Source organism: Pseudomonas sp. B21-031 (genome assembly GCF_024748985.1).
Taxonomy (GTDB): Bacteria; Pseudomonadota; Gammaproteobacteria; order Pseudomonadales; family Pseudomonadaceae; genus Aquipseudomonas; species Aquipseudomonas kermanshahensis.
On sequence record NZ_CP087181.1, the window covers coordinates 2,914,629 to 2,929,920 of the forward strand.

Consider the following 15,292-nt stretch of genomic DNA (forward strand, 5'->3'; position numbering starts at 1 on the left):
CTCCAGTTACTCGCTACGCGGGTCGAGAATGTCCCGCAGGCCATCGCCCAACAGGTTGAACGCCAGGCTCACCAGCATGATCGCGGCCCCCGGTACGGCCACCAGCCACCAGCATTCGAGCATGTAGCGTCGGCCGGTGGAGATCATCGCGCCCCACTCCGGCAACGGCGCCTGCGCGCCCAGGCCAAGAAAGCCCAATGCAGCCGCGGTGAGGATGATGCCGGCCATGTTCATGGTCAGGCGGATGATCACCGACGACAGGCACATCGGCACGATGTGGCGCAGGATGATCCGCGTCGACGACGCGCCCTGCAGCTCGACCGCAACGACGAAGTCAGCCTTGCGCAGCGACAGCGTTTCGGCCCGCGCCAGGCGAGCGATTGGTGGCCACGAGGTCAGCGCGATGGCGACCACGGCATGCTCCAGGCCAGGGCCGAGCGCGGCGATGAACGCCAGTGCCAGCACCAGGCTTGGGAACGAGATGAAGATGTCGGTGATGCGCATGAACACGGTGTCGACGACGCCACCGAAATACCCCGACACCGTGCCGATGAACAACCCGATCGGGCCGACGATCACGGTCACCAGGGTAATGATGTACAGGGTGATGCGTGAGCCATACACCAGCCGGCTGAAAATGTCGCGGCCGTACTCGTCAGTGCCGAACCAGTGTGCGGCACCGGGTGCTTGCAGGGCGTTGGCGAGGTTTTGCACGACCGGGTCATGGGTGGCGATCCACGGCGCGAAGGCGGCGACCACCACCAGCAGCAAGGCCACCAGCAGGCCTGCCAGGGTCATCGGGTTGCGCAGCAGGTGGCGCAGCACCCGCAGGCTGCTTTTGTACAGCGCATCGACACTTGAAGCGGGTGTGCTGTCGGCCTGCGGCTTGTCGCTTGAAACGGTAGAAGACAGGTTGGCAATCATCGGCATGTTCTCGATGTGAAATCATGGCCACCTGGGGCGCCCGCAGACGCCCTCGGCAGTGTTCAGCGTTGCTTGTAGACACCCAGGTAACGGGTCGCCTCGGCGTCATCGCCGGTGAAGCCCTTGACGTCCACTGCACTGACGGCGGTGTCGGTCATCTGCGAGATCATCATGATCGGGCCGACCTGTTGGTCGTAACGCTGCTGTGCCTGGTGGTACAGGTTCAGGCGCTTGCCGGCGTCACGCTCGACCCCAGCCTGGTCGATCAGCGCATTCAGCTGTTGGTCGAAGAACGACGCGCGCCAGCCCTGGAAGTTGGGCAGCCCGGCGGCATCGCTGTTGTCGGGGTTGTAGACGAAGGTGCGCAGGCTGAAGTACGGGTGCGGGTAGCGTTCGGCCCCACGGGCCACGATCATTTCAAAGTTGCGCGCACGCATGGCGCCGTACACCTGGTTGCCGGTGCCGGTGACGATGCTGGCCTTGATGCCGCCTTCGGCCAGGGTCGATTGCATGCGCGCGGCAATGTCGATGAAGGGCGGTTCGGACAGCGTCCGCAGGGTGGTGCTGAAGCCTTGCGGGTAGCCGGCTTCGCTCAGCAACGCCTTGGCTTTGGCCACGTCGAGCCGGTAGCCAGGGTCTGGCAGGCGCGCGTCGAGGCCCAGTTGCATCGGCTGCTGGTTGAGCATGCCGTAATGCGGCATGACCTGTTCGTCGATGCCTTTGTAATCAATCAGGTAACGCACAGCTTCGCGTACCTTCGGGTTGGCGAACTCGGGCTGCTTCATGCTCATCGCCACGTAGTACATGGTGCCACGCTGCAAGGGCTGCACCTGCAGTTGATCAGAGCGCTCGACGGCCTTGATATCCGGTGCGGCCATGCCGTAGGCGAGGTCCAGGTCACCGCGTTCGAGCATCAGGCGCAGCGATTGCGACTCGGTCATGTGCCGCACCAGCACCCGCTTCATTTTCGCCGGGCCAGCCCAGTAGCCGTCAAAACGGTTCATCACCAACGCATCGTTGGCACTCCACTTGGCCAGCGTGAACGGGCCGCTCCCCGCTTCATGGGTGACCAGCCAAGCGGCGCCGAGGTCGCCGTTTTTCTCGTGCTTCAGCACTTCGAGGCGGTCGACGATGACCGCACTGGGCGAGGTTGCCAGCGAGTCGATCAACAGCAACGGGTCGGTCGGTTGTGGCAAGTCGACCACCAGGGTCTGCGCATCGGTGGCGCGAATCAGCGCCTGGATGTTGTCGACGTTGTAGCCGTAAGCCTTCCAGGTGGTGGCCAGGCCGAAGTTGAGCTTCATCACCCGGTACAGCGACCAGGCCACGTCCTCGGCGGTCAGCGGGTTGCCGGAATGAAATTTGACGTCGTTGCGCAAATGGAAGGTGATCTGCTTGCCGTCTTCGCTGATGTCCCAGCGTTCGGCCAGCTGTGGCAGGTGTTTTTCCGGGTTGCCCTGGTCGCGCTTGACCAAGGTGTCGTACAGGTTGGCGTTGACCCCGGAGGCATCCAGGCCCGGCGCATTGGCCGGGTCGATGGAAAACAGGTTGACCATGCTCATGCCGACGATCAACTGGTCGGCAGGGGTCTTGGCCTGCACGGCGGCCATCGGCGCCAGGGCCAGGATTGCACCCAGCAGGCTCATGTGCAGCGGGGGAAGTGCAGTCTTCATGTGGGCGTCCTTCTTTTTATAGTTATGCAATGTGTTCACGCAGCCCCTGGGGGCTTAGCGGGTCCTGGGGTCGAACACCTTGTACAGAGCATCGCTGATCAGGTTGAGGGCGACGAAAATCAGGCCGATCACCAGCACGCAGCCCATCACCGCGTTCATGTCACCGAGCATCAGGCTGCTGGTGAGGTATTGGCCAAAGCCCGGCCAGGCGAACACCGTCTCGATCAGCACCGCGCCTTCGAGCAGCGAGCCGTAGGCCAGCGCCACCACGGTCAGCAGTTGCACGAGGATGTTGCGAAACGCATGGCCCCATACCACCTGGCGCCGCGACAGGCCCTTGACCCGCGCCGTGATGATGTATTCCTGCGACAACTGCTCGAGCATGAAGCTGCGCGTCATGCGGCTGATATAGGCCACCGAGTTCAAGCCCAGGATCAGCCCCGGCAAGATGATGTGGCGCAAGGCACTGCTGAACGCCTCCCAGTCACGCGCCAGGGCGGTGTCGATCAGCAGCAAGCCGGTCACGTCCGGGACCATGCCGTCGTAGGCGAGGTCGATACGCCCTGCCCCGCCCGCCCAGCCGAGCCAGGCGTAGAACACCAGCAGGCCCATCATGCCCACCCAGAAAATCGGCGTGGAGTAACCAAACAAAGTGATCACCCGGGCCACATGGTCGCCCAGCTTGCCCTGGTTGCTGGCGGCAACCACACCCAGTGGCAGGCCGATGAGGATGCCGAACAGGATTGCCAGCGTGGCCAGCTCGATGGTCGCCGGGAACACCCGCTTGATGTCCTCCAGCACCGGATGGCCGGTGAGCAGCGCATTGCCGAAATCACCGTGCAGCAAATCGTTGAGGTACAGCCCGAACTGGGTCCAGATCGGCTTGTCCAGGCCCATCGCCTGGTAGACCTGGTCATAAGTGGAGCTGTCGGCGTCCGGCCCGACCACGGCCAGCACCGGGTCCAGCGGCATCACCCGACCAATGAAGAACGTCAGCGCCAACAGGCCGAGCAAGGTCACCAGGACCGTGCTGGCGCGTCGGGCAGTGGCAGACACGCGGGTGCCCAGCACAGAGGCAGTCGAAAGCAACATAACAGGCTCCTGAAAAAGCGTTCAGCAAACACCGAGGCGTAAGGGGCGCGGGCGCCCCCGTCCCGCTCATCGCGACTTGTAGACGTCTTTGTAACGGGTGGTGGCCGCGCTGTGGGCCTGATAGTTCTGCACGTCGTGGTACAGCACCACGGTGTCGGTCATCTGCGAGACCGGCAGAATCGCGCCCACCTGGGCGTCCAGGGACGTCTGGATCTGCTGGTACTGGGCCAACTGCCGCGCCTTGTCCGGTTCGACTTCGGCCTGCTCGATGAGGGTGTTCAACTCAGGGCTGTAGAACGACGTACGCCAGCCCTGGAAGTTGCTCAGCTTGGCTTCGTCACGGTTGTCCGGGTTGTACACCAGGGTGCGCAAGCTGGAATGCGGATGCCGCTCGGCACCGCCGCCGCCGCGGCCCACCAGGATGTCGAAGCTGCGTTCGCGCATGGCGCCGTAGATCTGGTTGCCGGTACCGGTGACGATGGTGGCCTGGATGCCGGCCTGGGCCAGGGTGGCCTGCAGGCTGGAGGCAATGTTGATGAACGGGGGTTCGGTGAGCACGCGGATGGTGGTCTTGAAACCATTGGGGTAACCGGCTTCTGCCAGCAGTTTTTTCGCTTCGGCCACGTTCAGGCTATAGCCGGGGTCGTCCAGGCGTGCCGGCAGGCCCAGCGGCAGCGGGCGCTGATTGAGCTGGCCGTAATGCGGCATGACGGTCTGGTTGATGCCCTGGTAGTCGATCAGCGAACGCACGGCCTTGCGCACGCGGGCGTCGTCGTAGGGTTTTTGTTTGACGCTCAGCGCCACGTAGTAGAGCGTGCCGCGCTGCACGGTCTCGGTGCGCACCTTGTCGGACTTCTCCAGCGCTTCGATGTCCGGGGCGGACATGCCCTTGGCCAGGTCCAGGTCGCCGCGCTCCACCATCAGCCGCAGCGACTGCGATTCGGTCATGTTGCGCATGACGATGCGCTTGAGCTTGGCCGGGCCACCCCAATAGCCGTCGAAACGGCTCATCAGGATCACGTCGTTGGCACGCCAATCGTTGAGGATGAACGGGCCGCTGCCAGCGGCATGGGTGGTCAGCCAGGCGGCGCCCATGTCGTCGCCCTTCTGGTGCTGCTGGACGACCTTGCGGTCGAGGATGAACGCGCTGGGCGAGGTCGCCAGGGTGTTCAGCACCAACAGCGGGTCGGTCGGCCGCGGCAGTTCGAGGACAAAGGTGTGTTCATCGCTGGCGCGCATGTACTGGGCGACGTTACCTGCCGTGAAGCCGTAGGCCTTCCAGGTCGAGGCCAGGGCCAGGTTGAGCTTGAGGATGCGCTGCAGTGACCAGGCGACGTCCTCGGCGCTGAACGCGTTGCCTGACTGGAACTTCACGCCTTCGCGCAACTTGAAGGTGAGGGTCTTGCGGTCATCGCTGACCTGCCAGCTTTGCGCCAGCGCCGGCACCAATTGGTCCGGTCGCTGCGCGTCCTGCACCAGCAGCATGTCGTACAGGTTGGCGTTGACCTCGGAAACGTCCAGCCCGGTGGCACCCGCTGGGTCGAGGGACAACAGGTTGATCATGCTCATGCCGACGATCAACTGATCGGCCGGCGTCTTGGCGTAAGCAGCAGGTACCGAGGTCATTGCCAGCGATGCAGCAAGGACCCCTGCCCAGAATGTGGGGAGAACGCTCATGTGAGATTGCCTTTTTATAGTTATTGGACTCTCGGGCGGCACGCGAGGGCGCGTGCCGCCATGCACGAATCAGAAGCGTTGCAGCGTGTGGGTCTCGACGTAGTCGAAATCGATCTCTTCACCCAGGCCCGGCAGGTCCGACAGGTGCACGAAGCCGTCCTTGTCCATCGGGTCGACCAGGCGCTTGAGGTAGGCCGGTACTTCGTCGTAGTCGAGGAACGGGTGCAGCAGGCCGCGCTCGTACCAGGTGCAGTTCTTGATCGCCCCGACCACGGCCAGGTTGGCTGCGCCGTTGCCGTGGATCTCGCAGTCCATGCCAAATGACTCGGCCATGTGCGCCACCTTCAGGCATGGGGCGATGCCACCAACCCCGGCAACGCCGGCACGCAGGATGTCACACACATCGTTCTTGACCCAGCTGGCCCGGCTCAGGTGCTTGCCACCCAGGCTTTCCGGGCCCAGTACCGGGATGTCCAGCTGGCTGGACAGCCAGGCATAGGATTCGGCGGAGTCTTCCATCATCGGCTCTTCGAACCAGGCGAAGTCGAGCTTTTCCAGGGCACGGCCGATGGTCAGGGCGTCGGTGCGGCTGTACCAGTGGTAGCCGTCGATCATCAGGGCGATGTCCGGGCCGACCGCCTCGCGCACTGCGGCGCAGGCTTTGATATCCATGCTTACGCTGGGCGCGAACGACACAGGCGGCATCCAGGTGTGCAGCTTGATCGCTTTGTAGCCGCGTTTGACCAGGGTTTCGGCAAAGCGCCCGTATTCCTCAGGGGTCGACAGGCCACCTTCAAGCTCGTCGCCACACATGGTCGAGCCATACGCAGGCACCTTGTCGCGGTAGCCACCAATCAACTTGTGCACCGGCACGTTGAGCTTGCGCCCGGCCCAGTCCCACAAGGCCTGCTCGACCAGCGCCAGGGCGCGATCGGTCAACTGGCTGGCACTGCCGCGCTGCCAGTGGGCGAGGTCGTGCCAGATCTTCTCGCGGTCGAAGGCGTTTGCGCCGACCAGCACCTTGCGCACGAAACCGTCGAGCACGTAGGGGCGGATCAGTTCAGGGGCACCCAGTGCATAGCCTTCATTACCGCATTCGGTAGTGATGCGCAGCAGCGCCATCTTGGCCTGGGTTACGTCACCGGGGTGGGCATGGCCGGCGCTGTCGACAGCGCGGCGCGTGGGGTAGGAAAAAACCTGGACGTTTACAGCAGTGATGATCATGGACGTCTGAGCCTTCTTATTGGATTTGTGGCGGGTGAGTCACGCTCTGGAGGTCATCCTACGTCATCATACAACTTTTGAAAAGCACTCCTTAAAAACTTTAAAAACTGCCGTTGTCGGCTGCTTTTCTACCTCTTTTGGGATGCTTGTCTCATTCCAATGGTTGCGATAAAGCGTCTATATCAGGCATTTCAAGGGCTGATTGAAAGGTCATCCGACAACCACTGAAGAAATCGTAGACAACCGAAATGTTGTACGATAACTTTGCCGAATCTGATCGCGGCGCCCTGCCCCCCTACCGCATCCGATCGTGACTACCCGCTTCAAAACGACCTCAACAAAAACAAGAAAAGAAGATCGAATGAACACCACACTCCGCACTCTCATTGCTGTCAGTACACTCGGCCTGTCGTTTTATGCCTGCGCAGACTCGGCCAGCATCAACTACCGCCACGGCTACACCGAAGACGACAGCATCCATTCCGACCGGATCAAGCTGAACTACCGGATGGACACTGGCCTGGGCTTCGCCGCCGAGATCAAGTACAAGACCGCCGGCGACCGCGAGGACGTGGCGTACGACAACATGGTCAACAACGGCCATGAGTTCACCGTGGACTACAACTACAAGCTGAGTCCCAAGTCGACCCTCACCCCCGCGTTCCAGATGGACAGCTCGAAGGACGCCACCACCTACAAGTTCGGCTTGAAGTACAACTACAAGATCAGCGACACCTGGTACGTCGCCACCCGTGTGCGGCACGACGCGCGCAACCTAGACCGCGACCAGATCGACCACTCCAAGGCAGACCGCGCCAAGGACAATCAGAACACCACTCGGCTCGAAGGCTGGCTCGGCTATACCCCGAAAGGGCCGTGGGCCTTCGAGTACCAGTACATTTATTTCGACACCGACTACATCCGCTACGACAACAAGAAGAGCGACTACGAGCAGAACCTGATCGTCAAGTACAAGCTCAACAAGCAGTGGGCGCCGTTCATGGAAGTGGGTGACATCAAGGTCAACGCCTATACCGACGACCGCCAGGCCCGCTGGCGCCTGGGCATCCAGTACAACTTCATGTAATGCCGCGCTGCCGGGTGCCTGTCAGGTGGCCCGGCGTTGTCGCCCAACTACCCCCAACCACCCCTCACGCCAAGGCGCTCGCCATGACCACACCCTCCTCGCCCACCCTGGGCAAACCGTTCAACCGCCTGCTGCTGACCGGCGCTGCCGGCGGGCTCGGGCAGATCCTGCGCGAAGCCCTGCAGGCGCACGCCAACGTCGTACGGGCTTCCGATATCAGTGCGATGGCGCCCGCAGCGGGCGCACATGAAGAAGTGATCAGTTGCAACCTTGCGGACAAGGCCGGTGTACTGGCGCTTGCCCAAGGCGTGGATGCCATCGTCCACTTGGGTGGGATTTCCACGGAGCGTGCGTTCGAAGAGATTCTCGACGCCAATATCCGCGGCACTTTTCATATCTATGAAGCCGCACGCAAGCACGGTATCCCACGGGTGGTGTTCGCCAGCTCCAACCACGTTACTGGGTTTTACCCGCAAGACGAGCAGGTGGATGCGCAGTCTGTGCGTCGCCCAGACTGTTATTACGGGTTGTCGAAATCGTACGGCGAAGACCTCGCCACCTTCTATTTCCACCGTTACGGCATCGAGACCGTGAGCCTGCGCATCGGCTCGTCATTCCCAGAACCGCGCAACATGCGCATGCTCTCGACCTGGCTGAGCTACGCAGACCTTTCGCACCTGGTAGAACGGGCCTTGCTCGCTGAAAACGTTGGCCACACCGTGGTGTATGGCGTGTCGGCCAACCGCGAGCTGTGGTGGGACAACCGCTACGCGGCGCACCTGGGCTTCAATCCGCAGGACAGCTCGGAGCGCTTTCGCGCAAAACTCGAGCAACAGCCAAAACCTGCGACTGACGATGCCAGCGCGCACCTGCAAGGTGGCGCCTTCACCGTTGCCGGCCCGTTCGGGGACTGACCCCGCGCTCTGTCACCCTTTAAAGCCCCTTGCACCCGAGCGGTGCAGCGGGCTCATGCCATCAGAATGCTCACCAGCATCTGCGCAGGCCGGCTCAACTCCACGCCCTTGCGCGTGACCACTTCGTACGGCTCGCTGCGCGACTTCAGCTGCAGCGGTAAGCGCACCAGCATGCCATGGTCCAGTGCGACCTTGGCCACATCCCACGGCATCACGGCGAGCAAGCCCGGGTCCTGCAGCAGCATCGACAACGTGGTGAAGGTCGAGGACGTTTCAATCGGGTATTGCGGAAAACTCAGGCCCGCTTCGCGGAACTCGCGTTCCAACGTCAGGCGCATGGGCATGTTGACCGGGAATACCACCCAACGTGAACGGGCCAGCTGCGCAAGGCTCAAGGTCTCGCTGCCGGCCAGGGCGTGTGCAGGGTTGGCCACCAGCACCAATTGCTCCTGGTGTTTCGGCACGCTGTCGTAGGCAGCGGGCCGCGGGCTGACACTGGTCCGGCAGATCACCACGTCCAGGCGGCCCTGGTCGAGCAGGTTGAGCAGGCGATCGCTGGTGTCCTCAACTACCGACACCGACAGGTCTGGCTGGCTTTCACGCAAGCGCGCCAACCCCTCCACCAATATCGGCACGGCCCCCATGATCGTACCGACCGACAAACGACCACCATGGCCCTGCAGAATACCCAGCATCTCTTCGCGCAGGTGTGCCAGGTCGTTGCTGATCAGGCGCGCATAGCGCAGCACGCAACGGCCCAGGTCATTGGCCTCAAGGCCCTTGCTGGTGCGCTCGAACAGTACCGCGCCAAGGGTCGATTCAATCTCGTTGAGGGCTTTTGTCGCCCCCGGTTGGGTGATCGACATGGCCTCGGCCGCTTTATGAATCGAGCCCAGCTCATCCAGGCTGATCAATAACCGCAACTGGCGCAGGCGAAGGCGCGAGGCCATGGAACTCAGGGGTGGCAGCATAGGGGATCACTTAAAGTTATCACGGGGTCAGCAGGTCTCATTAGGCAGCAACGGCGGGGAAAATTAAAGTGACCTGCATCTTCAACAAGAACAACACAGGAACCCGCATGCGCCTGATCCAATTTGAAACCGCACCCGGCCAACGCCACGTCGGCGTGGTCGAAGGCGACCTGATCCAGGTCGTGCGTGATACCCACTCCATGCGTGAGCTGGCCTTGGCCGCGATCCGCAACCACACCAGCCTGGCCGCAGAAGTGCTCGAACGCGGCCTGGACAGCACGCAACACAGTTACAGCCAGGCCCTGAGCGACTGCCGCGTACTGCCCCCGCTGGACCACGAAGACCCAGCCCATTGCCTGATCAGCGGCACCGGCCTGACCCACCTGGGCAGTGCTGCCACCCGCGACAAGATGCACCAGCAAAAAATCGACGATGCGGCGGCGTTGACCGACACCGCGCGGATCTTCCAGTGGGGCATCGAAGGCGGCCGCCCGGCACCGGGCACCGCAGGCGTACAACCGGAGTGGTTCTACAAGGGCGACGGCTCCATTGTGGTCCGCCCTGGCCAGGCCTTGCAGCGCCCGGCCTTTGCCGAAGATGCCGGTGAAGAGCCCGAGCTGGCCGGCCTGTATGTGATCGGCGATGATGGCCAGCCCTACCGCCTGGGTTTTGCCATCGGCAACGAGTTTTCCGACCATGTGATGGAACGGCGCAACTACCTGTACCTGGCTCACTCCAAATTGCGCAGTTGCGCCTTTGGCCCTGAACTGCGGGTCGGTGAGCTGCCGCGCCACCTCGATGGCATCAGCCGGATTCGTCGCGGCGACCAGGTGATCTGGGAAAAGGCCTTCCTCAGCGGTGAGGACAACATGTGCCACTCGCTGGACAACCTGGAGTATCACCACTTCAAGTACGCCCAGTTCCTGCGCCCGGGCGATGTGCACGTGCACTTCTTCGGCACGGCGACCCTGTCGTTCGCCGACCAGATCAAGCCCGCCGAGGGCGATGTGTTCGAGATCAGCCTGCCTGATTTCGGCGCCCCCCTGTGCAATGGCATTGCCGTGACGCCTTCGGCCATCTCACCTGGCGAGGTGAAGTCGCTCTGAACCGACGGCGGCGCAGGGCCGCGCCGCCGCGGCATTTCATAACAATCACAACAGTGAGATGAGCATGAAACACACCCCTTACCCGGCGGCCACAGCCGCCACGGCCAGCACAGACACCGCCAAGCCGACCACCGTGCGCTGGCGGATCTTCCTGATCCTGCTGTTGCTGGCAGCGATCAACTACATCGACCGGGCGTCGCTGTCGGTGGCCCTGCCCTTGATTTCTGCCGAGTTCGAACTCACCCCAGCACTTGAAGGGTTGATCCTCAGCGCCTTCTTCTGGTCCTACGCCCTGATGCAGATCCCGGCCGGTGTGCTGCTCGACCGCTTCCAGGTGCGCAACATCATTGGTGTCGCCACCATCGGCTGGGGCGCCTTCCAGGCGCTGGGCGGCTTTGCCCACAACTGGGTCACCCTGCTGGTCACCCGCATCGGCCTGGGCGTGGCCGAGTCGCCGATCATGCCGGCGGGCGCCAAACTCAACGGCGCCTGGCTGACCCCCAACGAACGTGGCCGCGGGGCTACTCTGGTCGACGGCGGCGCGCCGCTGGGCACAGCGTTTGGCGCGATCATCATCGCCGGGCTGATCACCTGGTTCGACTCCTGGCGCATCGCCTTTATCATCGCCGGTGTCGGCACCGTGGCGGCAGGCATCTGGGCCTGGTGGTACATCCGCAACCACCCCAGCGAACACCCGCAGGTCAACGCCGCCGAACTGGCCTACATCACCCAAGCCAACGACGCCGCGACCCAGGCCAACGGCAATCGCAAGGCGGTGCTCAAACAACTGATCAAAAGCCGCTCGGTACTATGCATGTTCGCCGGCTACGCCTGCTACAACAGCGTGTTCTATGGCCTGCTGACCTGGATGCCAAGCTACCTGCATCAAGCCCACAACCTGGACATCAAGGCCATGGGTGGCGCGACCTTCCTGATCTTCATGTGCGGTTTTGTCGGCGAGCTGGTGGGCGGCTGGATCTCTGACAAGTGGAAAGCCAATGGCGGCCAGCCGAACACGGTCATGCGCAGCATGTTCGCAGGCTCCGCTGCCGTCGCCGCGCTGTGCATCCTGCTGGTGGCCTACACCCCCGATGCTGCACGGGTAATCGCCCTGCTGTGCGTAGCGCTGTTCTTCATCCGCTGGTGCGGCATGTACTGGTGCCTGCCGGCCATTCTCGGCGGTAAATCCAAAGCCGGCGTTCTGGGCGGCAGCATGAACTTCTGCGGCAACATGGTCGGCGTGCTGGTACCGATCCTGATCGGCCTGATCGTGCAGTTCACCGGTTCGTACTTCCTGGCCCTGATCTTCTTCGTGGTCATGGCCTTCGGCCTGATGCTGTTCTCTGGCCTGATCGACTATCGCGAGCGCGGGCTGGCCTGAGCCACGCGCCCTATTGAGGTAACTGTCATGCAACTCATTACAACAACAGGCAGTGAACGCGCTGCCCACGCCGTGATCCGACTCAACTCGCTCGACGACGTGCTCATCGCCCGCCAGGCCTTGCCCGAAGGGTTGCTGCTGGACGAGAGCATCACCGTTCGCCAGCCAATCCCTGCCGGGCACAAGGTGGCGGCGCGCGACATTTCGGCCGGCCAGCCGCTGCGCCGCTACGGGCAGATCATCGGCTTTGCCAGCCAGGCCATCACCGCAGGCGAGCATGTGCACGTGCATAACCTGGCAATGGGTGACTTTGCCCGTGACTACGCCTTTGGCGTCGATGCCCGTGGCGTGCAGGCGCCCAACGACGACACCTTCAGGGGTATCGTCCGGGCCGATGGCCGGGTCGCCACGCGCAACTATGTCGGCATCCTCACCTCGGTGAACTGCTCGGCCACCGTTGCCCGGGCAATCGCCGACCATTTTCGCCGTGACATTCACCCCGAAGCGTTGGCGCCGTACCCGAACGTCGACGGCGTTGTCGCCCTGACCCATGGCGTCGGTTGCGCCGTCGACCCCTCTGGCGAGGCCTTGGCCATGCTGCGCCGGACCTTGGGCGGCTATGCCGTGCATGCCAACTTCGCCTCGGTGCTGCTGATCGGCCTGGGTTGCGAAACCAACCAGATCCCTGAGCTGCTCGCCGCCCAAGGGTTGCAAAGCAGCCACACCCTGCGCACCTTCACCATCCAGGGCACCGGTGGCACCAGCAAGACCATCGCCAGCGGCATTGCCCAGGTCAAGGCGTTGCTCGCCGAAGCCAACCAGGTCGAGCGCCAGCCAGTCAGCGTGCGCCACCTCACCGTAGGCCTGCAATGCGGGGGCTCGGACGGCTACTCGGGCATCACCGCCAACCCTGCGCTGGGTAATGCCGTGGACCGGCTAGTCGCCGCAGGCGGTACCGCGATCCTGTCGGAAACCCCCGAAATCTACGGTGCCGAGCACTTGCTGACGCGCCGCGCCGTAAGCCAGCAGGTCGGTGAAAAGCTGATCGCCCGTATCCAGTGGTGGGAAGCCTATTGCCAGCGCATGGGCGCCGAGCTGAACAACAACCCTTCGGCCGGCAACAAGGCCGGTGGTTTGACCACCATCCTGGAAAAATCACTGGGTGCGGTGGCCAAGGCCGGCTCCAGTGACCTGGTGGATGTGTACGAGTACGCAGAGCCGGTGCGCGCCCATGGCCTGGTGTTCATGGACACCCCCGGTTATGACCCGATCTCGGCCACTGGCCAAGTCGCCGGGGGTGCCAACTTGATCGCCTTCACCACCGGCCGCGGTTCCGCCTACGGCTGTGCGCCTTCGCCGTCCATCAAGTTGGCGACCAACACGCGCCTGTGGGAAACCCAGGAAGACGACATGGACGTCAACTGCGGCGGTATTGCCGACGGCAGCATGACCATCGAAGAGCGCGGCGAGCACATTTACCAGATGATGCTGCGCATCGCCTCGGGCGAGCGCAGCAAGAGCGAACAGCATGGCTACGGGCAGAACGAGTTCGTGCCGTGGCAGATCGGTGCCATTACCTGACTGCTTGCCTTGATGTACCTGCCTTAACGTTTATCGGAGCCCTCATGACCCAGATCCTTGGTCACAACTACATTGGCGGCCAGCGCTCGGCGCAAGGCAAAACGCTGCTCAAGAGCCTGGATGCCAGCACTGGCGAAGCGCTGCCCGGCGCATTCTGCCAAGCCACCGAAGCTGAAGTGGATGCGGCCGCAACGGCTGCTGCCGCGGCCTTCCCGGCCTACCGCAACCTGCCGGCCGAGCAACGCGCAGTGTTTCTGGAGGCGATTGCCGACGAACTCGATGCACTGGGTGACGCCTTCATCGCCACGGTTTGCCGGGAAACGGCCCTGCCCGCCGGCCGGATCCAGGGTGAACGTGCCCGCACCAGCGGCCAGATGCGCCTGTTCGCCACGGTGCTGCGCCGGGGTGATTTTTACGGCGCCCGCATCGACCGCGCGCTGGCGCAGCGCCAGCCGCTGCCGCGCCCGGACATACGCCAGTACCGTATCGGGGTGGGCCCGGTTGCCGTGTTCGGGGCCAGCAACTTCCCGCTGGCGTTCTCGACCGCAGGCGGCGATACCGCATCGGCCCTGGCCGCCGGCTGCCCGGTGGTGTTCAAGGCGCACAGCGGCCACATGGCCACCGCTGAAGGTGTAGCGGATGCCATCTTGCGCGCCGCGACGCGCAGTGGCATGCCGGCGGGCGTCTTCAACATGGTCTACGGTGCGGGCGTCGGCGAGTGGCTAGTCAAGCACCCGGCCATCCAGGCCGTGGGTTTCACCGGCTCGCTCAAGGGCGGTAACGCGCTGATGCGCATGGCTGCGGAGCGGGCGCAGCCGATCCCGGTGTTTGCCGAGATGTCCAGCATCAACCCGGTGATCCTGCTGCCTGAAGCGCTGGCTCAGCGAGGCGCTGCACTGGCCGGCGAGCTCGCCGCGTCCGTGACCCTGGGCTGTGGCCAGTTCTGCACCAGCCCAGGCCTGGTGCTGGGCATGCGCTCTGCTGCATTCAGCCATTTTGTCGAGCACATGCAAGCACAAATGGCTGCGCAAGGTGCCCAGACCATGCTCAACGCCGGCACCCTGGCCAGCTACCGCCAGGGCTTACAACACTTGCACGCGCACCCCGGCATCACCCACCTGGCCGGCGCCGAGCAGGGCGAACGTCAGGCGCAGCCGCAACTGTTCAAGGCCGATGTCAGCCTGCTGCTGAACGGCGACCCGCTGCTGCAGGAAGAAGTGTTCGGGCCCGCGACCCTGGTCATTGAAGTTGAAGATCAGGCGCAACTGAGCGCCGCCGTGCAGGCCCTGCGCGGGCAACTGACCGCCACGGTCATTGGTGAAGCGGCAGAACTGACAGGCTTCAGCTGGTTGAGTGAATTGCTTCAAGCCAAGGTCGGCCGCGTGTTGTTCAACGGCTACCCCACCGGCGTCGAGGTGTGCGATGCGATGGTCCACGGCGGCCCATACCCTGCCACCTCGGACGCCCGCGGCACCTCGGTGGGGTCGCTGGCGATCGATCGCTTCCTGCGGCCGGTGTGCTTCCAGAACTACCCTGATGCGATGCTGCCCCCTGCGTTGCAGAACGCCAATCCGCTGGGTATCTGGCGCCTTGTCGATGGTGAGGGCAGCCGCTCAAGCTGCTAGAGGGCCTTGTGCTCCCGTCGAGCCGTCAGGCGCTCGA

The 15,292-nt window shown here is 63.4% G+C and carries 12 protein-coding genes; 6 read left to right on the forward strand and 6 right to left on the reverse strand.

The window, feature by feature from the left end; genetic code table 11:
* Positions 1–6 precede the first annotated feature (6 nt).
* The 5 genes from LOY53_RS12945 to LOY53_RS12965 form a co-directional block, all read right to left on the reverse strand.
* The gene (locus LOY53_RS12945; protein WP_252824139.1) at positions 7–924 is read right to left on the reverse strand and encodes an ABC transporter permease; all 918 of its coding nucleotides are present in this window, start codon (positions 922–924) and stop codon (positions 7–9) included.
* Positions 925–986: 62 nt separating this feature from the next.
* On the reverse strand, positions 987–2,597 hold the full coding sequence (locus LOY53_RS12950; RefSeq protein ID WP_027593222.1) for an ABC transporter substrate-binding protein: 1,611 nt from the start codon (positions 2,595–2,597) through the stop codon (positions 987–989).
* A gap of 54 nt (positions 2,598–2,651) precedes the next feature.
* Entirely contained in the window at positions 2,652–3,689 is a 1,038-nt protein-coding gene (locus tag LOY53_RS12955) for an ABC transporter permease (RefSeq protein ID WP_027593221.1), read from the reverse strand.
* A 66-nt stretch (positions 3,690–3,755) separates the two neighbouring features.
* Positions 3,756–5,366, reverse strand: a complete 1,611-nt coding sequence (locus tag LOY53_RS12960) for an ABC transporter substrate-binding protein (RefSeq protein ID WP_408981362.1) — start codon at positions 5,364–5,366, stop codon at positions 3,756–3,758.
* Positions 5,367–5,435: 69 nt separating this feature from the next.
* Positions 5,436–6,590: a mandelate racemase family protein gene (locus tag LOY53_RS12965; protein ID WP_085272840.1), complete on the reverse strand. Its 1,155-nt coding sequence runs from the start codon at positions 6,588–6,590 to the stop codon at positions 5,436–5,438.
* A gap of 361 nt (positions 6,591–6,951) precedes the next feature.
* On the opposite strand from LOY53_RS12965, the gene LOY53_RS12970 reads away from it, so the two are divergent.
* A complete protein-coding gene (locus LOY53_RS12970; protein ID WP_099454123.1) occupies positions 6,952–7,677 on the forward strand; it encodes an oligogalacturonate-specific porin KdgM family protein in 726 nt (241 codons plus the stop codon).
* 83 nt (positions 7,678–7,760) lie between these two features.
* Complete coding sequence (locus LOY53_RS12975) at positions 7,761–8,591, forward strand: NAD(P)-dependent oxidoreductase (RefSeq protein WP_027593217.1); 831 nt, start codon at positions 7,761–7,763, stop codon at positions 8,589–8,591.
* A 53-nt stretch (positions 8,592–8,644) separates the two neighbouring features.
* On the opposite strand, the gene LOY53_RS12980 is transcribed toward LOY53_RS12975, so the two are convergent.
* Entirely contained in the window at positions 8,645–9,562 is a 918-nt protein-coding gene (locus tag LOY53_RS12980; protein ID WP_252824141.1) for a LysR family transcriptional regulator, read from the reverse strand.
* 107 nt (positions 9,563–9,669) lie between these two features.
* Here LOY53_RS12980 and araD1 point away from each other — a divergent pair, with 107 nt between their 5' ends.
* The 4 genes from araD1 (at position 9,670) to LOY53_RS13000 (ending at position 15,255) form a co-directional block, all read left to right on the forward strand.
* Positions 9,670–10,668, forward strand: coding sequence for an AraD1 family protein (gene araD1, locus LOY53_RS12985; protein ID WP_258704133.1), 999 nt, complete (start codon positions 9,670–9,672; stop codon positions 10,666–10,668).
* 64 nt (positions 10,669–10,732) lie between these two features.
* Positions 10,733–12,049, forward strand: a complete 1,317-nt coding sequence (locus LOY53_RS12990) for an MFS transporter (protein WP_252824145.1) — start codon at positions 10,733–10,735, stop codon at positions 12,047–12,049.
* Between the two features lie 27 nt (positions 12,050–12,076).
* A complete protein-coding gene (locus LOY53_RS12995) occupies positions 12,077–13,630 on the forward strand; it encodes a UxaA family hydrolase (protein ID WP_252824146.1) in 1,554 nt (517 codons plus the stop codon).
* 44 nt (positions 13,631–13,674) lie between these two features.
* Positions 13,675–15,255 carry an aldehyde dehydrogenase (NADP(+)) gene (locus LOY53_RS13000; RefSeq protein WP_252824147.1) on the forward strand — a complete coding sequence of 527 codons (1,581 nt, stop codon included), beginning with the start codon at positions 13,675–13,677 and terminating at the stop codon, positions 15,253–15,255.
* The last annotated feature ends 37 nt before the right edge of the window (positions 15,256–15,292 follow it).